Source organism: Burkholderia sp. 572 (genome assembly GCF_040545135.1).
In the GTDB taxonomy this organism is placed as follows: Bacteria; Pseudomonadota; Gammaproteobacteria; order Burkholderiales; family Burkholderiaceae; genus Burkholderia; species Burkholderia cepacia.
In genome coordinates, this window is the sequence record NZ_JBEPLH010000004.1 from 391,115 (window position 1) to 409,581 (window position 18,467).

Genomic DNA, 18,467 nt, shown 5'->3' on the forward strand with positions numbered 1-18,467 from the left:
ACGTTCGCGGTGTCATAACCGTATTCGCCTTGTTCGCGTTGAGTTATTTACTGCATCGAACACCCGGAGACCGGGCATTCTCAATTCGTTGGTAGGCTCGATTGGACTCGAACCAACGACCCCCACCATGTCAAGGTGGTGCTCTAACCAGCTGAGCTACGAGCCTAAAGAAGCTAAGATTATATGGAGCCGTTACCGGCTTGGCAAGTGTTTTTATGCGGTCGCAGCAAAATAACGGGGCTCCAACCCCATGTCATGCCTTCCGCCCCGCCCGCACGACGCCCTGCACCTCGCCGAGCAGCGCGCACGCGCGCTGCACCTGCGCCGAGTTCGACACCTCGACCGTGAACTGCATGAATGCCGCATTGCGGCGGCTCTGCGTCTTCACACCCACCACGTTCATCTTCTCGCGCGCGAACACTTCGGAGATATCGCGCAGCAACCCTTGCCGGTCGCTTGCCTCGATCATCAGGTCGACCGGATAGACGGACGCACCGCGCCCGCCGAGTACGTCGGCCGACCAAGTCGTCTGCAGCACGCGCTCCGGCGCGCGCTCGACCATCCGGCGGAACGTCGGGCAATCGGTGCGGTGGATCGACATCCCCTTGCCGCGCGTGACGAAACCGCTGATCGGATCAGGCGGCGCCGGACGGCAGCAGCGCGCGAGCTGGGTCAGCAGCGCGTCGACGCCCACGACCAGCACGCCGGTCGACGCGCCGTGCGCCACGCTCGCGCCGCTGCTGCGCTTCTCGAAATCGGCGGGCGCTTCGGGCGCCGGCTCCGGCGGCGGCGCATCGGACAGCGCGTGCTCGACATTGCGCAGGCTGAACTCTTCCTTGCCGACGACCGAGAACAGCTCCTCGGGCGACTTGAAGCCGAGCTTCGCGGCGAGATTGTCCAGGTTGACCGATGTCTTGCCCTCGCGCTGCAGCGTCTTTTCGACGAGCGCGCGGCCGTGCGAGATGTTTTCTTCCTGCTCGATCGAGTTGAACCATGCACGCACCTTCTGACGCGCGCGCGGGCTCTTCATGTAACCGAGCTGCAGGTTCAGCCAGTCGCGCGACGGCCCGCCCTCCTTCACCGCGACAATCTCGACCGTCTGGCCGTTTGCGAGCGGCGTGTTGAGCGGCACCATCGCGCCGTCGACGCGCGCGCCACGGCAGCGATGGCCAAGCTCGCTGTGCAGGTGGTACGCGAAATCGACCGGCGTCGCGCCCTGCGGCAACGCAATCACACGCGCCTGCGGCGTCAGCACGTAGATGTGGTCGTCGTCGAGCGACGTCTCGCGTAATTGGGCCCACGCCTTGTCGCCCGACTTTTCCGCGCCGTCCTCGACGTCATCCTTCCACGCGAGCAGCTGCCGCAGCCATGCGATCTTCTCGTCGTATTTGTCGCTCGCCGAGAACTGGCCGCCGTAGCCGCGCGCGCCGGCCTCCTTGTAGCGCCAGTGCGCGGCGACGCCGTACTCGGCGAAACGGTGCATCTCCTGCGTGCGGATCTGCACCTCGAACGCGCGGCCGTCATCGCCGATCACGACCGTATGCAGCGACTTGTAGCCGTTCGGCTTCGGCCGCGAGATGTAGTCGTCGAATTCCTTCGGCACCGGCTGCCACAGGTGATGCACGATGCCGAGCACCGCGTAGCAATCCTTGATGTCCGGCACGATCACGCGAAACGCGCGCACGTCGTACAGCTCGGAGAAATCGAGCTCCTTGCCGCGCATCTTGCGCCAGATGCTGTAGATATGCTTCGGCCGGCCGCTCACATCGGCCTGGATGCGCGCGTCCGCCAGCTCCTGCTGCAACCGGTCGATCGCCTGCGTGACGTACGCTTCGCGCTCGATGCGCTTCTCGTCGAGCAGCTTCGCGATCCGCTTGTAGGTGACGGGATCCTCGAAGCGGAACGCGAGATCCTCGAGCTCCCACTTCAGTTGCCAGATACCGAGACGGTTCGCGAGCGGCGCATAGATCTCGAGCGTCTCGCGTGCGACGTCGGGCGGCGGGTCGATCTTCGCGGCAGCGTAGTAGCGCAGCGACTGCAGGCGCGACGCGAGCCGGATCAACACCACGCGGATGTCTTGCGCGAACGCGAGTAGCATCTTGCGCAGCGCCTCGATCTGCGTACGCCGCTCTTCCGCCGTGTCGCGCCCCGCATCGGGCACCGCGTTCTGCGCGGCACGCAGGCTGACGGTACCGAGCCGCAACAGCTTACGCACGTCGGACACGAGCCGCGCCACTTCGTCGCCGAAACGCTCGGTGAGTTCGCGCTCAGGGTCGCTCAAGTGCGGCGTCAACACGAACAGTGCGGCCGCCTGCATCGCGGGCGGATCGACGTTCAGCGTGCGCATGATCGACGCCGTGCCCGCCGAGTGATCGGCGAGCAGTTCGCCCGACGACAGGCGCGCGTCGCCGGCCCGTTCGCGCACGAACGCGAGCACGTCGTCGAACGACGGTGCCGCGACGGGGGAAGCGGAAACGGACTCGGTCATTGCTTGGCCTGGCGGAATGCGATCATCGTCGGGTTACGTCCGGTTCAGCTCCGCTGTGCGGCGACCACCACGATCTCGACGAGCAGCGCCGGATCCGCGAGCTTCGCCTCGACGGTGGCGCGCGGCGGCGTGTTGCCCTGCGCGACCCATGCGTCCCACTCCGCATTCATGCCGTCGAAATTCGCCAGATCGGAAATGTAGATCTGCACCGACAGCAGATGCGCCTTGTCGCTGTTCGCTTCGGCGAGCAGGCGGTCGATGTGGCCGAGCACTTCGCGCGTCTGGCCCTTGATGTCCTGCGTGGTGTCTTCGGCGATCTGGCCGGCCAGATACACGGTACCGTTGTGGATCGCGGTTTCGGAGAGTCGGGCCCCGACGTGGTGACGAATGACTGCCATGGAATGTTCCGGTCGTGAGTGGATGGAGATTCGGGTGACGGCACGGCCCGCGTGCCGTCGAACCGCATATTATGACGCGTTTATGCGCCGCCTTCGACGAAAAACCGCCGCGCGAGCGCAATCTGGCCTGCGTCGACGAACGCCGGCGCGTGGCCCGCCCCCGGAATCTCGGCGTGCGTGACGTGCCGGCCACGACGCACCATGTCGGCCACCGTCTCGCGCGACAGCAGGTCGGACGTCTCGCCGCGCACGACGAGCAGCGATGCATCCGTCGTCTCGATGGCGTGCCACAGCGCGGCCTCGCCGAGTGCGGCCAACTCGGGCGTGGTTGCCTTGAACGGCTCGGCGATGCGCGGATCGTAGCGGACCGTCCAGCCACCTTCGGGTAGTTCGCGCAACAGCGGCCCGTTGATCTCGCGCCACTCGTCGGCGCTCAGCGCACCGAACGGCAGCGACAGCGACGTCAGATAGTCGATGCCCTCCTGCTCGGTCGCAAAGCGCGGCTGCACGCCGAGATATTCGCCGATGCGCGTCAGCGAATCGGGTTCGATGCGCGGGCCGACGTCGTTGACGATCATCCGGCGCAGCGGCGAACCGGGCAGCCCCGCGAACGCCATGCCGATCAGGCCGCCCATCGACGTGCCGAACCAGTCGACCGATTCGACGTCGAGTCGCGCGATCAGCGTCACCATGTCGGCCACGTATTGCGGAATCGCGTAGAGCCGCGGATCGGCCAGCCAGTCCGATTGGCCGCGCCCGACGATGTCGGGGCAGACGACGCGATACGTATCGGACAGCGCCGTGGCAAGCCGGTCGAAGTCGCGCCCGGAACGGGTCAGGCCGTGCACGCAAACCAGCACGCGCGGGTTCGCGGGCTCGCCCCACTCGGTATAGGCGACGTGGTGAAGGCCGGCCGCGCTCGCACACTGCACGCGCCGCTGACGGGGAATCGGGGAGTTCACGGGGGAAGTGGGCATCGGAGGCGTCCTGCCGAACGGTGCGGCGCGATGGCATGTGGGCCCGGCCCGCCAGGGCAGCCGGGGGATGCGATCGATTGTAAACCCGTTCCGGATCACGAGTCGCCTGACCACCCTTGCGGGCTTGCGGCTCGTGCGAGCGCCAATGAAATGTCACGCGGCCGTGCGGAATCGGGCGCGGTGTTCCGTGTTCAGCAGGCTACCGATCCAGCCTCCCCTGCGGCCGCGGCGACGGCGCCGCAAACGCACCATCGCGCACCATCGCGCACCGGCCCGTCATGACCGGGAAAGCGCGGCTATTTCTGCATGACCGCGCCGATGCTCGCACCGACCACGCACAGCGTGCCGGCGACCTGCAGCGTGCTCATCGGCTGCGCAAGCACGACATAACCGATCCCCGCAGCGATCGCGGGCTCGGCGCTCATCAGGATGCCGAATGCCGATGCGCTCATCCGTCGCAATGCAATCAGTTCGAGCACGTAAGGAAACAGCGGGACGAGCACTGCCAGATACGCTGCATCGATCAGTTGACCGGCCGGCAAGTGGCCGCCGCTTTGCGCCAGCCCGAACGGCGTCGTGACGAGCGCGGCCACGAACAGCGACGCGGACAGCCCTTGCAGCCCGTCGAACAGCGTGCCGACACGCTTCATCAACACGATATAGGCGGCCCAGCCAAGCGCAGAGCCGACCGGGAAGACCAGCGCGGCCGGCGCCGTCACCCACATGCCGTCCTGCCGCGCCAGCAGCAGCACGCCAGCCAGCGCAAGTGCCGGCCATGCCAGCATCGCCGGCTTGCGCACGCCGATCGTGGCGACCGCCAGCGGCCCGAGAAAGTTGATCGCGACCGCCAGCCCGAGCGGCACGCGACGCACGGCTTCGAAGAAACACAGCGTCATCGCGGCCATCGCCGTGCCGAGCGCGATGGCCGCGATCCAGCGCTGCCGGGAATAGGTGTGGAGCGGCGGCCGGACGACAACGGCCAGCGCGAGCGCGGCGAAACAGAGTCGCAGCCAGGTCGTGCTGACGGTGCCGTACTCGATCGTCGCCGGCCTCGACAGCGCCGCGCCGAGCTGCACGCTGCACATCGACGCGACGGCCAGCAGCGGCGCCACCGCATTCGTGAAAGGTGACGCCACGCGCTGCGCGACATCCGGTCGTACCGTACTCGATTCCTCGCTCATGCAACCGCTCCGGTTCAGTGACACGCCGATGCTAACCGCGGCCGCATGCTTGATATAAGCTGATAATTCTTATGCCCGCATCAGGAATATTGATGACCCGCGATCTCGACAGCACCCTGCTGCGCACGTTCGTCACCGTGGTCGAAACCGGCAGCGTCAGCACGGCGGCAACGGCGCTGCATCGCACGCAGGCCGCCGTCAGCATGGCGCTGCGACGGCTCGAGGATGAAGTCGGCCAGCGCCTGCTCGAACGCTCGCCGCGCGGCGTCACGCCGACGGCCGCGGGCAATGTGCTGCTGCCCTATGCACATCAACTGCTCGGCGTCGGGCTCGCCGCACGCGCCGCGCTCGCCGCAGGCGACATCTCGGGCACCGTGCGGCTCGGTGTCCTCGAGGACATCGCCGTCGGCCGTCTGCCGCACGCGTTGCGACAGTTCGCAGCGTCATTTCCGAACGTCGCGCTCGAGATCGTCGTCGACACGAGCCCCGTCCTGTCGCAGCGACTCTCGACCCACGCGCTGGATTTCGTGATCGGCGACCCCGCGCTGATCCGGGCAGAGCCGCTCGCGACATGGCAGCATCCGCTGCACTGGGCCGCCGCAGCCACCACCAACCGGCTCCCTCGCAACGAACCGGTACCGATCGTTGCGTTCGGCGGCACCTGCCCGTGGCAGGAAAAGCTGTTCGCGATGTTGCGCGACGCCGGCCGTGCGTGGCGCGTCATCTGCACCAGCACGAGCCTGTCCGCGATCCAGTCGGCGGTCGAGGCAGGCCTCGGCGTCGCGGTACTGCTCGACTGGAACGTGCGTCGCGACACGATGCGCGCACTCGATCCGCAGGCAGCCGGGTTGCCCGCGCCACCCGCCGCGGATTTCGGGCTGTTCAGCCGCGCGGACCTCGGCGATCACACGTCGGCGGCAGTCACGCTGCAACGCTTCCTGTTTCATGCGCTGCAGCTGGGTTCGCCCGACGACGGCACGCCCACCGGCGAACAACGCGTGGAATCGTTGCAGACCGCCGTCTGACGCGGCCGGGCGCGCATGCCACAAACATAAACGCCCCGCATGCCTGACGGCATGCGGGGCGAATCGACATGAAGAAAACTCAGGCGACCGCGCTGACGTCGAGCGGCGCACCCGTCTTTGCCTGGATCTCGTCGGCGCTCACGCCATCGGCGAGCTCAAGGACCTTCAGGCCGGACGGCGTCACTTCGATCACGCCGAGATCGGTGATGATCAGGTCGACCACACCGACACCCGTCAACGGCAGGTTGCATTCCTCGAGGATCTTGTGCTGATCGCCCTTCGCGACATGCTCCATCAGCACGACGACACGCTTCACGCCGGCGACGAGATCCATCGCGCCGCCCATCCCCTTGATCATCTTGCCGGGGATCATCCAGTTCGCGAGGTCACCCTGCTTGCTGACCTGCATCGCGCCGAGGATCGCGAGGTTGATGTGGCCGCCGCGGATCATCGCGAACGAATCGGCCGACGAGAAGATCGACGAGCCCGGCAGCGTCGTGACGGTTTGCTTGCCGGCGTTGATGAGATCGGCGTCGACTTCGTCTTCGGTCGGCGACGGGCCGATGCCGAGCAGGCCGTTCTCCGACTGCAGCCACACCTCGACGCCTTCCGGCACGTGGTTCGCGACGAGCGTCGGCAGGCCGATGCCGAGGTTCACGTAGAAGCCGTCCTGCAGTTCCTTCGCCGCGCGCGCGGCCATCTGGTCACGATTCCAGGCCATGTCAGTCTCCTTTCGCGCGTACGACGCGTTGTTCGATGCGTTTTTCGGGCGTCGCGTTCAGCACGATGCGCTGCACGAAAATCCCCGGCGTGTGGATGTGATCCGGATCGAGCTCGCCGTTCTCGACGATTTCCTCGACCTCCGCGACGGTGATCTTGCCGGCCATCGCGCACATCGGGTTGAAGTTGCGCGCGGTGCGGCGATAGATCAGGTTGCCCGACTTGTCGGCCTTCCAGGCCTTCACGAGCGCGACATCGGCCGTCAGCGACGGCTCGAGCACGTAGTGGCGATCGCCGAACTGGCGCGTTTCCTTGCCTTCCGCGATCACGGTGCCGTAGCCCGTGTTCGTGAAGAACGCCGGGATGCCCGCGCCGCCCGCACGCAGCTTTTCGGCGAGCGTGCCTTGCGGCGTGAATTCGAGTTCGAGTTCGCCGGCCAGGTACTGGCGCTCGAACTCCTTGTTCTCGCCGACGTACGACGAGATCATCTTCTTGATCTGGCGCGTTTCCAGCAACAGGCCGAGGCCGAAACCGTCGACGCCCGCGTTGTTGCTGATGCAGGTGATGCCCTTGACGGCCGAATCGCGCAACGCCGCGATCAGCGCCTCCGGAATCCCGCACAGGCCGAAGCCACCCACCGCGAAGGTCTGTCCGTCACGGACGATCCCTTCCAGCGCGGCAGCCGCGCTTGGATAGACTTTGTTCATCTGTTGTCCCTTCCTCTATGGAAACCAGCGAAACCGGTTCACGCGCCACGTGGCCCGCAAGCCCGCCGCATCATTCTATGCATGCACGGCGATGCCTGCGTCGAGGCGCGCTGTTTTTATACCGCGGCAAACCGCCACGAGATGCCTGAAAGGGTACGATGCGGCGCGGATGCGGCACAATACGCAAAAATACATAAGCGTTTGCCTCCGCTTGCCTGCGCCATGCCCGCTCTCGATTACCAGACCGCCTTCCATCTCGCGCCGCTCGGCCTTGTCCTGTCGCGCGACCGCGTGATCGAGGATTGCAACGACGCGCTCGCGTCGATCTTCCGCTGCGTGCGGGCCGACCTGATCGGGAAATCGTACGAGGTGCTCTACCCGTCGACGGACGAATTCCAGCGAATCGGCGAACGTATCGCGCGCATGATGGCCGCGAACGGCATCTACTCGGACGACAGAATCATGAAACGCGCGGACGGCGAGCTGTTCTGGTGCCACGTCACCGGCCGCGCGCTCGACCGCACCGCACCGCTCGCGGCAGGCGTCTGGACCTTCGAGGATTTGAGCGCGACGCGCCGGGTCGCCGTCGAACTGACCCCGCGCGAGCGCGAGATCGCCGCCCAGCTCGCAACCGGCAAGACCAGCAAGCAGATCGGGCGCGTGCTCGACATCAGCTCGCGCACGGTCGACATCTACCGCGCGCGTCTGATGCGCAAGTACGGCACCAACAATACGCCGGAGCTGCTGCAGCGCCTGCTCGGGCAGTGAACGGCGGCTCCCGGATGACAATCGGCCGCGCATGGCGGCCGATTCGTGAAACAGCAGGCATGGCGTGCCGCCGGCGCCCGGGCGGCGGCCTCGCCGTGCCGGCGCTCAGCCGACCTTCGTCGCGAGCGCGCGCTCGATCGTGTCGCGCAGCAACTGGGGCAGCGGTACCGACTTGCCGAGCGCGTAGTCGACCCACACGCAGCGCGCCTTGCCGCGCGCATAGACATGCTGCGGATCGTCCGCGCGCGTAAGCTCGAAACCGGTGTCGAAGCTGCTCCGGCCGGGTTTCGCGGCCGACATCTTCGCGATCACGTCGCCCGGATAGTGCAGTTGCTTGAGGAATTCCATCGACGCCGTGACGATGACGGGCCCCTGCCCCTCGCCATTGCCGCCGGCGATGCCGAGCTCCTCGAACCACGAGATCCGCGCCTGCTCCATGTAGCGGAAATAGACCGTGTTGTTCACATGGCCGAACGCGTCCATGTCGCCCCAGCGGATCGGCATCGACATCTCAAATACGGGGGAGTAATCGCTTGTTGCGCTCATTGCAGTCTTCTGTGTTGCTGAATGTCATCCGCTCAGGCGAGGCCGAAGCCGTCGTCGGCGGAGATAATCGAGCCATTGATGAACTGCGACTCGTCGGCCGCGAGCAGCAACAACAGCCCGTCGAGATCCTGCGGCTTGCCGACGCGCCGGCGCGGCAGCATCGACTGCAGCTTCTGGCCCTGCTCGGTTTCCCACAGGTAATGATTGATTTCGGTATCGATATAACCCGGACAGATCGCGTTGACGTTGATCCCGTGGCGCCCCCACTCGAGCGCCATCGCGCGCGTCATCTGCACGACCGCGGCCTTGCTCATCGCGTACAGCCCGATCTGCGGGAACACGCGCAGGCCGGCCACCGACGCGATATTGATGATCCGGCACGGCGGCTTGCCGTTGCCGCTGCCGTTCGCGCGCATGATCATCCGCTTCGCGACTTCCTGCGCGACGAAAAACGCGCCGCGCGTGTTGGTGTCGAACACGAACTCGAAATCGGCCGGCGTCACGTCGACGAGCTTCTGCATCGTCGAGACGCCCGAATTGTTCACGAGGATGTCGATCGTGCCGGCCTCCGTTTCCGCATGCGCGACCGCCGCCTTGATGCTCTGGACGTCGGTGACGTCGAGCGACACGACGTGCGCGGCGCCGCCCGCCGCCTCGATCTCGGCACGCAATTCCTTCAGGCGCTCGACGCGACGACTCGCGAGCACGACCTTTGCACCGGCCTGCGACAGCACCTGCGCAAAACGCTGCCCCAGGCCGCTCGACGCCCCCGTGACCAGCGCAACCTTGCCTTCCAGATTGATCGAACGACCCATTTGCACATCCCCTTTCGATGTCGTTTCGCCGCTACGGGCAGCACGGCCCGAGCGGCATTACCCTAGCACAAAAATAGAACGATCGTGCTAATCTAGCCGCATGCTGTTGCGGCAAGCGTTTCGTTTCGCAGACAATACGCTCCCGAATAAAAGCATTCTAACGGTTAGAGGAACGCCAATGACCCCCGCAAGCCTCATCGAGCAATATGGCCCGCGCGAATCGATGGAATACGACGTCGTGATCGTCGGCGGCGGCCCCGCCGGGCTGTCGGCGGCGATCCGGCTCAAGCAGCTGGCCGCCGAGAAAGGCACCGAGATCGGCGTGTGCGTGCTCGAGAAAGGTTCCGAGATCGGCGCGCACATCCTGTCGGGTGCGGTGATGGACCCGCGCGCGATCACCGAACTGTTCCCCGACTGGAAGGAACGCGGCGCGCCGCTCGACGTCGAGGTGACGGAAGACCGCTTCCTGTTCCTGTCCGAGAAAAGCGCGGTCACCACGCCGAACTGGGCGCTGCCCGCCAACTTCCAGAACCACGGCAACTACGTGATTTCGCTGGGCAACGTGACCCGCTGGCTGGGCCAGCAGGCCGAAGCGCTGGGCGTCGAGATCTTCCCCGGCTTCCCGGCCGCCGAGATTCTCTACAACGACGACGGCTCCGTGAAAGGCGTCGCGACCGGCAACATGGGCGTGGGCAAGGACGGCGAGCCGACCGAGAACTTCCAGCTCGGCATGGAACTGCACGCGAAGTACACGCTGTTCGCCGAAGGCTGCCGCGGCCATCTCGGCCGCCAGCTGATCGCGAAGTTCAAGCTCGACGCGAACGCCGATCCGCAGGCGTACGGGATCGGCATCAAGGAGCTGTGGGAAATCGATCCGGCCAAGCACAAGCCGGGCCTCGTGATCCACACGGCCGGCTGGCCGCTGAAGTCGGACACCTACGGCGGCTCGTTCCTGTATCACATGGACAACAACCAGGTCGTGGTCGGCTTCGTGGTGGGCCTCGGCTACACGAACCCATACCTGTCGCCGTTCGAGGAATTCCAGCGCTACAAGACGCACCCGTCGATCCGTGCGTTCCTCGAAGGCGGCAAGCGCGTGTCGTACGGCGCGCGCGCGATCACGGCGGGCGGGCTGCTGTCGCTGCCGAAGACGGTGTTCCCGGGCGGCGCGCTGATCGGCGACGACGCGGGCTTCCTGAACGCATCGCGGATCAAGGGCAGCCACGCGGCGATCAAGACCGGCATGCTGGCGGCCGACGCCGCGTTCGACGCGGTGCAGGCGGGCCGCCAGTCGGACGAGCTCAACGCGTACCCGGATGCGTTCAAGCAATCGTGGCTGTACACGGAGCTGTACCGCGCGCGCAACTTCAAGCAGTGGATGGCCAAGGGGCTGTACCTCGGTACGCTGATGGTCGGCCTCGAGCAGAAGGTGATGGGCGGCAACGTGCCGTGGACGCTGCACCACAAGCATGCGGACCACGAGATGCTGAAGCCGGCGTCGCAGTGCGAGCCGATCGAGTACCCGAAGCCGGACGGCAAGCTGACGTTCGACCGGCTGTCGTCGGTGTTCATCTCGAACACGAACCACGAAGAGAACCAGCCGGCGCACCTGACGCTGAAGGATGCGAACGTGCCGGTGAACGTGAACCTGCGCACGTATGCGGGGCCGGAAGGACGTTTCTGCCCGGCGGCCGTGTACGAGTTCGTGAAGAACGACGACGGCAGCGATCGACTGGTGATCAACGCGCAGAACTGCGTGCACTGCAAGACCTGCGACATCAAGGACCCGACGCAGAACATCGTGTGGGTCACGCCGGAAGGCGGTGGCGGGCCGAATTACCCGAACATGTAATCCGCCACGACGCGTCGCCGCGAGCGGCGCGTTTTTGCCGGTCGCCACAAACGAAACGGGGCGCTGCCTGAAGCAGCGCCCCGTTTTGCATTCCCTGCGCGTTCGCGAGGCGTGCCGCGCCCCGCCCGCTTGTGTCAGGTCGCGCTACCGGCGATCTTCGGCGTCGACGTCTCGACGTCCCCGCACTGCGCGCGATGGCGCAGCGCATGGTCGATCAGCACCAGTGCGAGCATCGACTCGGCGATCGGTGTCGCGCGGATGCCAACGCACGGATCGTGGCGGCCGAACGTTTCCACCGTCGCCTCGTCGCCCGCCTTCGTGATCGAACGGCGCGGCGTGCGGATGCTCGACGTCGGCTTGATCGCGATCGACACGGTGATGTCCTGCCCCGTCGAAATCCCGCCGAGCACGCCGCCCGCATGGTTGCCGACGAAACCGCCCGGCGTCAGCTCGTCGCCGTGCATCGAGCCGCGCTGCGCGACACTGTCGAAACCCGCACCGATCTCGACGCCCTTCACCGCGTTGATGCTCATCATCGCCTTCGCGATGTCCGCATCGAGACGGTCGAACACCGGCTCGCCCCAGCCGACCGGCACGCCCGACGCGACGACGTCGATGCGCGCGCCGATCGAATCGCCATCCTTGCGCAGCGCATCCATGTACGCCTCGAGTTCCGGTACGACCGCCGCATTCGGCGCGAAGAACGGATTCTCGTGCACGTGCGACCAGTCGACGAACGGCACGTCGATTTCGCCAAGGCCGCTCATGTAGCCGCGCACCTCGACGCCGAAGCGCTCGCGCAGCCACTTCTTCGCGACCGCACCCGCGCCGACGATCGGTGCGGTCAGGCGCGCGGACGAACGGCCGCCGCCGCGGTAGTCGCGGATGCCGTATTTCTGCCAGTAGGTGTAGTCGGCGTGGCCGGGACGGAACGTCTCGACGATGTTGCCGTAGTCCTTGCTGCGCTGGTCGGTGTTGCGGATCAGCAGTGCGATCGGCGTACCGGTCGTCACGCCTTCGAACACGCCCGACAGGATCTCGACCTGATCAGCCTCCTGCCGTTGCGTCACGTGACGCGACGTGCCCGGCTTGCGGCGATCGAGTTCGACCTGGATGTCGGCTTCGGTCAGCCCCATTCCCGGCGGGCAGCCGTCGATCACGCAACCGATCGCGGGACCGTGCGATTCGCCGAAGGTCGTGACAGTGAAAAGCGTGCCGAGGGTATTGCCGGACATGATGGAACCGCCCAAAGAGAAATGGGCAAACCGATGCGCTGCCCGGGCCGCAGGCAGATCGATCGTTTGCCGGTCGAGAAAAGAGGTAAGCCGCTATTATGCCAGCCGTCCCGCACCCGCGGGCCGCAGGCCGCATGAAAGGCAGCCCGGACGCGCGGAACGTGCGCGCGCGGCCCGGCTTGTGCGGCGCAAGCCCGTCCGGCCCGGTTGCAGCCGAACGCATCCGGACAGGCGCCCGCCTACTTCCGCGCGCCGCGCAGTTCGGTTACCGCGGCCTGCAGCGACTCGGGCGTCGCGACCGACGCCGGGACCGGCTCGCCGACCGCCAGAGTCAGCCGGCTCATCACGCCGCGCTTGATGGGTCGCGGCATCCGCGCATCGGAATGCCGCGAAAAATAGCTGCCCCACAGCCCGCGCAGCGCCATCGGAATCACGGGCGCCGGCGTGCGGCCCAGGATCTCGGTGATGCCGTGATGGAACGTGTTGATGTCGCCCGTCTTGGTCAGCTTGCCCTCGGGGAAGATGCACACGAGTTCGCCGTCCTTCAGCGCGGCCTCGCACAGGTCGTACGCGCGCGCGAGCATCGCGGGATCCTCGTGGCTCGGCGCGATCGGGATCGCCTTCGCATGCCGGAATACCCAGCTCGCGAAGCGCGTCTTGAAGATCCGGTGATCCATCACGAAACGGATCGGGCGCGGGCTCGCGGCGGCCAGCACGAGCGCATCGACGTAGCTGACGTGGTTGCACACGAGCACGGCCGCGCCTTCCGCCGGAATCCGCTCCGCGTGCACGAGACGAATCCGGTAGAACGTGTGGACGAGCACCCACGCGACGAAGCGGAGCAGGAACTCCGGCACGAGCAGATAGATATAGGCCGCGACGATCACGTTCAACAGCGCGGTGACGAGGAACAGCCCCGGGATGTCGACGCCGGCCTTGGTCAGCCCCATCGCCATCACGGCCGACAGGATCATGAACAGCGCGTTCAGGATGTTGTTCGCGGCGATGATCCGCGCGCGGTGCGTCGGCGCGCTGCGGCTCTGGATCAGCGCGTACAGCGGCACGCTGTAGAAGCCGCCGAACATCGCGAGCAGGAACAGGTCCGCCAGGATGCGCCAGTGGCGCGCGCCGGCCAGGAATTCGCCGACCGACAGCAGATGGCCGGGCGACGGCAGCGCGCGGCTCGCGAAATACAGCTCGATCGCGAACACGCTGATGCCGATCGAGCCGAGCGGCACAAGGCCGATCTCGACGCGCCGCTGCGACAGCCGTTCGCACAGCAGCGAACCGAGGCCGATACCGACCGAGAACGTCGCGAGCAGGATCGTGACGACGTCGGGGCTCGCCGACAGCACGTCCTTCGCGAAATTGAAGAACGACGTGAGGAACGTCGCGCCGACGAACCACAGCCACGAGATGCCGAGCAGGCTCAGGAATACGGTGCGGTTCTGGCGTGCGAGCCCGAGGTTGCGCCAGGTCTCGCTGACCGGATTCCAGTTGATCACGAGATCGGGCTGCGGCGCCGGCGTGGAAGGCACGCGCTGCGCGACAAGGCGCCCCGCGATCGCGATGACGAGCACGCTCACCGCGAGCACGCGCTCGCCGGCACCTTCGATGCCCGCGGCCGCGCCGCCGATGATCGTGCCGATCAGGATCGCGATGAACGTGCCCATCTCGACGAGGCCGTTGCCGCCGACCAGCTCATGCTCGCCGAGATGCTGCGGCAGGTACGAATACTTGACGGGCCCGAACAGCGTCGAGTGCATCCCCATCATGAACGTGCACAGATACAGCAGCGGCGCGCTGTGCATGACGAAGCCCGCCGCGCCGACCAGCATCAGCACGATCTCGAAGGTCTTCACGAAACGCGTGAGGGTCGCCTTGTCGTACTTGTCGGCGATCTGGCCGGACGTCGCCGAGAACAGCACGAACGGCAGGATGAAGATCGCGGAAATCAGGAAGGCCGCCGTCTTCGCATCGACACCGGCGAACCGCGCGGTGTGATAGGTGACGAGCGACGTGAAGCCGATCTTGAAGACGTTGTCGTTCAGCGCACCGAGGAACTGGGTCGTGAAGAACGGCGCGAAACGGCGCTCGCGCAGCAGGTCGAACTGCGACGCGTGGGCGTGCCGTTCGTCGCGCCGCCTGGAAGTGGCTTGCGTTTGATCGCTCATGCGGAATACGCGCGCGCCGTCTGGGCGACGCTGCGCGGGCCTTGTGTGGTCATTGAAAAAACGGCGGCGCAGGACAAGCCTGCGCCGCCGCGTGCCGGGTGGCGGCGCCCGCGCATGACGGCGACGGGCGCGGCGTGGTTCACGACTTGTGCGCTTCGGCTTCCGATTCCGGCCAATCGCGGATGTACGCCTTCAGCATCCGGTTCTCGAAGCTCTGCGCCTCGACGACCGTCTTTGCGACGTCGTAGAACGAAATGACGCCCATCAGCACCTTCTTGTCGAGCACCGGCATATAGCGCGCATGGCGCTCGAGCATCATCCGGCGCACTTCGTTGACGTCCGTTTCCGGCGTGCACGTGAGCGGCTCGTCCATCACCTTGCGCACCTGCACGTCGCCAATCGCGCCGCCGTTCACGTGCAGGCGCAGGATGATCTCGCGGAACGTCAGCATCCCGACGAGATCGCCGTACTCCATCACGACGAGCGAACCGATGTCGTGCTCGGCCATCGTGTCGACCGCTTCGCGCAGCGGCTTGTCGGGCGTCACCGTAAACAGCGTGTTGCCCTTAACTTTCAGAATATCGCTGACGCGCATCGTAGTCCCCTCATGCTTGAATGCAAAACCTCTTTCGATCCTATCGGAAAGCCTGTCAAAAGGAAAGCGCGGGCCCGTGCGGCGGGCCGCCGCCCCGCTTGCGGAAGCAGGCCGCCGGCAGCACAATGGCCCCATGAACAGCGGCCCGAGGAGACGGCCATGGCGCATACGCATACGGAGCAATTCGCCAGCTTCGCTGATTTCTACCCGTATTACCTGAACGAACACCAGAACCTGACGTCGCGGCGGCTGCACTTCGTCGGCTCGCTCGGCGTGATCGGCTGCGTCGCGATGGCGATCGCGACCGGCGACTGGCTGTGGCTGCCGGCGGCGATCGTCTGCGGCTACGGGTTCGCGTGGGTCGGACACTTCTTCTTCGAGAAGAACCGCCCGGCCACGTTCCGGCACCCGATCTACAGCCTGATGGGAGACTGGGTGATGTTCAAGGACATCTGCACCAGCAAGATCCCGCTGTAACGGCCAGGCACCCCGCTCACGCGGGCCGCGGCGGCCGCGCGTGCGGGTCGGACACGCCGCCCGGCGCCTGCCCCGGGACACCCGCCGCTTGTGCGCCGGCCGGCCGGTGCGCGGCGATCAGCGACGCGAGCGACACGTCGAAGCGATCGCTCGACAGCACCGCGAGCAGCGCCGCGCCATCGACATGGCTGCGGCGTCGCTGCAACTGGTAGGTCAGCTCCGTGCGGTCGATCACCAGCACGTCGAACAACTGCGCGAGCGTCAGCTGCTCCGGGTTCGCGAGCAGGATGTAGCGCGGCGTGGTCTCGCCGCCGCCGTCCAGCCGCGCGATCCATTCCCGCTCCTCCATCGTCGTCAGCAGGCGCTGCGCGGTTTCCATGTCGCAGCGCAGCATGGTCGCGAGCCGCATCGCCGTGTAGCCTCGCTTGCCGGCCGTGCGCGCTTCGGCCAGCCGCGCGAGCATTTCCAGTGCGTCGAGCAGGTCGCTGCCCGGATAGTGGATGCGGTGGAACTGGCCGACGCGGATCGCCGGCAGCGCGGAGGCCACCATCGCGCCGAGCAGCGCGATGAACCAGCTCAGGTACACCCATAACAGGAACACGGGCAACGCCGCGAACGCACCGTATACGGCCGTATAGGTCGGAATGCGCCGCACGTAGTAGCCGAAACCGCGTTTCGCCAGCTCGAACGCAATTGCCGCGAACAGCCCGCCGATCACCGCATCGCGCCACGCGACCGTGCAGTTCGGCAGGTACACGTACAGCAGCGTGAACGCGAGCACCGCCAGCGGCAGCGACACGAGCGCCAGCAGCCACTCGACGATCGACGTGGACGGCCCCGCGCCGGTAAACGCGAGCGACTGCGTGAACAGGTACGACGAGATCGACAGGCTCACACCGAACAACAGTGGGCCCAGCGTGATCAGCGCCCAGTACGCGAGCACGCGCTGCGCGAACGGTCGCGGCTTGCGTACACGCCAGATCAGGTTGAACGCCGACTCGATCGTCATCATCGTCATCACCGACGTGACGACGAGCACGATCAGGCCGGCCGTCGTCAGCCCCTTGGCCTTCGACGCGAACTGGTTCAGGTACTTGAATATCTGGACGTTGAACTGCGCGGGCATCAGGTGATCCGCGAGGAATCCCTGCAGCGAGATCTGGAACGACGCGAACATCGGGAACGCGGTGAACAGCGCGAACGCGACCGTCACGAGCGGCACGAGGGCCAGCATCGTCGTGAACGTCAGGCTGCCCGCCACTTGCGGGATGCGATCCTCGGCGCTGCGCCGGGCTGCGAACTGCGCCAGGCGCTTGAGGGTGTCGAGATCGACGCTCAACTTCGGCAAACGGCTTCTCCTTCTTGATACCGCGCGCCCGACGGCGCGCCGCCGCCGCGCTGCGCGACGGCTTCAGCCCCTATAATAGCCGCTCGATTCCAGCAGGGGCCGACTGCACCGGGCACGCGCGCGGCCGCACGCGGTTCCGTCGCCCATGAAAGACATCCTCGTTCTCTATTACAGCCGTCACGGCGCCACGCGCGATCTCGCGCTCGCGATCGCGAACGGCATCGACAGCGTGCCGGGCATGCAGGCCCGCATCCGCACCGTGCCGCCCGTGTCGACCGTCTGCGAAGCCACCGCCCCCGACATCCCCGCCGACGGCCCGCCGTACGCGGAACTGCGCGATCTCGAGGAATGCGCGGGCCTCGCGCTCGGCTCGCCGACCCGCTTCGGCAACATGGCCGCGTTGCTCAAGTATTTCCTCGACGGCACCACGCCGCAATGGTTGTCGGGTGCGCTGACCGGCAAGCCGGCAAGCGTGTTCACGTCGACGGGCAGCCTGCACGGCGGCCAGGAATCGACGCTGCTGTCGATGATGCTGCCGCTGCTTCATCACGGCATGATGATCGTCGGGATCCCGTACACGGAATCCGCACTCAGCACGACGCGTACCGGCGGCACGCCGTACGGCGCCTCTCACGTCGCGCAGCACGACCGCTCGGCCGCCGGCGGGCTGTCCGCGGACGAAAAAACGCTCGCGGCCGCGCTCGGCGTGCGACTCGCGCGCGCGGCGGCTGCCCTCTCCAGCGCCCGGGCCGCCGAAGCCGCATGAATGCCCCCGCCCGTCCCGCCGTCACTGCCCGGCCGCGCTACGCGCTGATTGCCGCCGCATGCCTCGTCGCGCTGATCGCGCTGTCGCTCGCGTGGGAGCTGCGGCTCGCGCCGCTGCGCCCGGGCGGTTCCGCGCTGATGCTCAAGGCCATACCGCTCGCGCTCGCGCTGCCCGGCGTCTGGCGGCGTAACATCTATACGATGCAGTGGGCGAGCATGCTGATCCTCGTCTATTTCGCCGAAGGCGTCGTGCGCGGCATGTCCGATCGCGGGCTGTCCGCGACGCTCGGCTGGTGCGAAACCGCGCTCGCCGTCGGTTTCTTCGTGACGGCGCTGGCATACGTCGCGCCGTTCAAGCGCGCGGCGAAAAAGTCGCGCGCCGCGTCCTGACCCTTA

18 protein-coding genes and 1 tRNA gene are annotated in these 18,467 nt (G+C 66.5%); 6 read left to right on the plus strand and 13 right to left on the minus strand.

From position 1 onward, the window contains the following. Positions 1-89: 89 nt before the first annotated feature. The 5 genes from ABIC51_RS10480 to ABIC51_RS10500 all read right to left on the minus strand — a co-directional run bounded on the left by ABIC51_RS10480 (position 90) and on the right by ABIC51_RS10500 (position 5,044). Positions 90-166 (minus strand) — tRNA-Val (locus ABIC51_RS10480). An 87-nt stretch (positions 167-253) separates the two neighbouring features. After that, positions 254-2,488 (minus strand): RelA/SpoT family protein, encoded by a 2,235-nt coding sequence (locus tag ABIC51_RS10485; protein ID WP_175900098.1) that lies wholly within the window; start codon positions 2,486-2,488, stop codon positions 254-256. Between the two features lie 44 nt (positions 2,489-2,532). Then, entirely contained in the window at positions 2,533-2,886 is a 354-nt protein-coding gene (locus tag ABIC51_RS10490) for a RidA family protein (RefSeq protein WP_021162422.1), read from the minus strand. A gap of 80 nt (positions 2,887-2,966) precedes the next feature. Then, positions 2,967-3,863 (minus strand): alpha/beta fold hydrolase, encoded by an 897-nt coding sequence (locus ABIC51_RS10495; RefSeq protein ID WP_175900101.1) that lies wholly within the window; start codon positions 3,861-3,863, stop codon positions 2,967-2,969. A 296-nt stretch (positions 3,864-4,159) separates the two neighbouring features. After that, positions 4,160-5,044 (minus strand): EamA family transporter, encoded by an 885-nt coding sequence (locus tag ABIC51_RS10500; protein ID WP_124816499.1) that lies wholly within the window; start codon positions 5,042-5,044, stop codon positions 4,160-4,162. A 92-nt stretch (positions 5,045-5,136) separates the two neighbouring features. Here ABIC51_RS10500 and ABIC51_RS10505 point away from each other — a divergent pair, with 92 nt between their 5' ends. Then, positions 5,137-6,069 (plus strand): LysR family transcriptional regulator, encoded by a 933-nt coding sequence (locus ABIC51_RS10505; protein WP_175900104.1) that lies wholly within the window; start codon positions 5,137-5,139, stop codon positions 6,067-6,069. 79 nt (positions 6,070-6,148) lie between these two features. Here ABIC51_RS10505 and ABIC51_RS10510 read toward each other — a convergent pair whose 3' ends face one another. Both ABIC51_RS10510 and ABIC51_RS10515 read right to left on the minus strand, forming a co-directional pair. Next, positions 6,149-6,790 (minus strand): CoA transferase subunit B, encoded by a 642-nt coding sequence (locus tag ABIC51_RS10510; protein WP_021162427.1) that lies wholly within the window; start codon positions 6,788-6,790, stop codon positions 6,149-6,151. Position 6,791: 1 nt separating this feature from the next. Then, positions 6,792-7,496 carry a CoA transferase subunit A gene (locus ABIC51_RS10515; protein WP_021162428.1) on the minus strand — a complete coding sequence of 235 codons (705 nt, stop codon included), beginning with the start codon at positions 7,494-7,496 and terminating at the stop codon, positions 6,792-6,794. Between the two features lie 222 nt (positions 7,497-7,718). Between ABIC51_RS10515 and ABIC51_RS10520 the strand changes: the two genes are divergently transcribed. Next, positions 7,719-8,264: a LuxR C-terminal-related transcriptional regulator gene (locus ABIC51_RS10520; protein WP_027787711.1), complete on the plus strand. Its 546-nt coding sequence runs from the start codon at positions 7,719-7,721 to the stop codon at positions 8,262-8,264. Positions 8,265-8,369: 105 nt separating this feature from the next. Here ABIC51_RS10520 and ABIC51_RS10525 read toward each other — a convergent pair whose 3' ends face one another. Continuing rightward, positions 8,370-8,810: an acyl-CoA thioesterase gene (locus ABIC51_RS10525; RefSeq protein ID WP_027787712.1), complete on the minus strand. Its 441-nt coding sequence runs from the start codon at positions 8,808-8,810 to the stop codon at positions 8,370-8,372. A 32-nt stretch (positions 8,811-8,842) separates the two neighbouring features. After that, a complete protein-coding gene (locus tag ABIC51_RS10530; RefSeq protein ID WP_011351770.1) occupies positions 8,843-9,625 on the minus strand; it encodes an SDR family oxidoreductase in 783 nt (260 codons plus the stop codon). A gap of 178 nt (positions 9,626-9,803) precedes the next feature. On the opposite strand from ABIC51_RS10530, the gene ABIC51_RS10535 reads away from it, so the two are divergent. Then, positions 9,804-11,477, plus strand: a complete 1,674-nt coding sequence (locus ABIC51_RS10535) for an electron transfer flavoprotein-ubiquinone oxidoreductase (protein ID WP_060151308.1) — start codon at positions 9,804-9,806, stop codon at positions 11,475-11,477. A 134-nt stretch (positions 11,478-11,611) separates the two neighbouring features. Here ABIC51_RS10535 and aroC read toward each other — a convergent pair whose 3' ends face one another. The 3 genes from aroC to ABIC51_RS10550 form a co-directional block, all read right to left on the minus strand. Further along, positions 11,612-12,712: a chorismate synthase gene (gene aroC, locus ABIC51_RS10540; RefSeq protein WP_059699057.1), complete on the minus strand. Its 1,101-nt coding sequence runs from the start codon at positions 12,710-12,712 to the stop codon at positions 11,612-11,614. Between the two features lie 239 nt (positions 12,713-12,951). Then, positions 12,952-14,886, minus strand: a complete 1,935-nt coding sequence (locus ABIC51_RS10545; protein ID WP_175900107.1) for an MFS transporter — start codon at positions 14,884-14,886, stop codon at positions 12,952-12,954. 139 nt (positions 14,887-15,025) lie between these two features. Beyond that, positions 15,026-15,481, minus strand: a complete 456-nt coding sequence (locus ABIC51_RS10550; protein ID WP_006755543.1) for a CBS domain-containing protein — start codon at positions 15,479-15,481, stop codon at positions 15,026-15,028. A 159-nt stretch (positions 15,482-15,640) separates the two neighbouring features. Here ABIC51_RS10550 and ABIC51_RS10555 point away from each other — a divergent pair, with 159 nt between their 5' ends. Further along, a complete protein-coding gene (locus ABIC51_RS10555) occupies positions 15,641-15,958 on the plus strand; it encodes an Mpo1-like protein (protein WP_175900110.1) in 318 nt (105 codons plus the stop codon). A gap of 16 nt (positions 15,959-15,974) precedes the next feature. On the opposite strand, the gene ABIC51_RS10560 is transcribed toward ABIC51_RS10555, so the two are convergent. After that, positions 15,975-17,306, minus strand: coding sequence for a YihY family inner membrane protein (locus tag ABIC51_RS10560; protein ID WP_027787716.1), 1,332 nt, complete (start codon positions 17,304-17,306; stop codon positions 15,975-15,977). 145 nt (positions 17,307-17,451) lie between these two features. Here ABIC51_RS10560 and wrbA point away from each other — a divergent pair, with 145 nt between their 5' ends. After that, complete coding sequence (wrbA, locus tag ABIC51_RS10565; RefSeq protein WP_354006472.1) at positions 17,452-18,072, plus strand: NAD(P)H:quinone oxidoreductase; 621 nt, start codon at positions 17,452-17,454, stop codon at positions 18,070-18,072. Beyond that, the gene (locus ABIC51_RS10570) at positions 18,069-18,461 is read left to right on the plus strand and encodes a DUF2069 domain-containing protein (protein ID WP_021160810.1); all 393 of its coding nucleotides are present in this window, start codon (positions 18,069-18,071) and stop codon (positions 18,459-18,461) included. The genes wrbA and ABIC51_RS10570 overlap by 4 nt, the downstream gene beginning before the upstream one ends. Positions 18,462-18,467 lie beyond the last annotated feature (6 nt).

What these genes read in the sequence shown, in the direction of transcription:
- ABIC51_RS10485 (WP_175900098.1), bottom strand. Translation starts at nt 2,488, where the DNA reads ATGACCGAGTCCGTTTCCGCTTCCCCCGTCGCGGCACCGTCGTTCGAC.
- ABIC51_RS10490 (WP_021162422.1), bottom strand. Translation starts at nt 2,886, where the DNA reads ATGGCAGTCATTCGTCACCACGTCGGGGCCCGACTCTCCGAAACCGCG.
- ABIC51_RS10525 (WP_027787712.1), bottom strand. Translation starts at nt 8,810, where the DNA reads ATGAGCGCAACAAGCGATTACTCCCCCGTATTTGAGATGTCGATGCCG.
- ABIC51_RS10550 (WP_006755543.1), bottom strand. Translation starts at nt 15,481, where the DNA reads ATGCGCGTCAGCGATATTCTGAAAGTTAAGGGCAACACGCTGTTTACG.
- ABIC51_RS10570 (WP_021160810.1), top strand. Translation starts at nt 18,069, where the DNA reads ATGAATGCCCCCGCCCGTCCCGCCGTCACTGCCCGGCCGCGCTACGCG.
- wrbA (WP_354006472.1), top strand. Translation starts at nt 17,452, where the DNA reads ATGAAAGACATCCTCGTTCTCTATTACAGCCGTCACGGCGCCACGCGC.
- ABIC51_RS10530 (WP_011351770.1), bottom strand. Translation starts at nt 9,625, where the DNA reads ATGGGTCGTTCGATCAATCTGGAAGGCAAGGTTGCGCTGGTCACGGGG.
- ABIC51_RS10495 (WP_175900101.1), bottom strand. Translation starts at nt 3,863, where the DNA reads ATGCCCACTTCCCCCGTGAACTCCCCGATTCCCCGTCAGCGGCGCGTG.
- ABIC51_RS10520 (WP_027787711.1), top strand. Translation starts at nt 7,719, where the DNA reads ATGCCCGCTCTCGATTACCAGACCGCCTTCCATCTCGCGCCGCTCGGC.
- ABIC51_RS10500 (WP_124816499.1), bottom strand. Translation starts at nt 5,044, where the DNA reads ATGAGCGAGGAATCGAGTACGGTACGACCGGATGTCGCGCAGCGCGTG.
- ABIC51_RS10545 (WP_175900107.1), bottom strand. Translation starts at nt 14,886, where the DNA reads ATGAGCGATCAAACGCAAGCCACTTCCAGGCGGCGCGACGAACGGCAC.
- ABIC51_RS10535 (WP_060151308.1), top strand. Translation starts at nt 9,804, where the DNA reads ATGACCCCCGCAAGCCTCATCGAGCAATATGGCCCGCGCGAATCGATG.
- ABIC51_RS10515 (WP_021162428.1), bottom strand. Translation starts at nt 7,496, where the DNA reads ATGAACAAAGTCTATCCAAGCGCGGCTGCCGCGCTGGAAGGGATCGTC.
- aroC (WP_059699057.1), bottom strand. Translation starts at nt 12,712, where the DNA reads ATGTCCGGCAATACCCTCGGCACGCTTTTCACTGTCACGACCTTCGGC.
- ABIC51_RS10505 (WP_175900104.1), top strand. Translation starts at nt 5,137, where the DNA reads ATGACCCGCGATCTCGACAGCACCCTGCTGCGCACGTTCGTCACCGTG.
- ABIC51_RS10510 (WP_021162427.1), bottom strand. Translation starts at nt 6,790, where the DNA reads ATGGCCTGGAATCGTGACCAGATGGCCGCGCGCGCGGCGAAGGAACTG.
- ABIC51_RS10555 (WP_175900110.1), top strand. Translation starts at nt 15,641, where the DNA reads ATGGCGCATACGCATACGGAGCAATTCGCCAGCTTCGCTGATTTCTAC.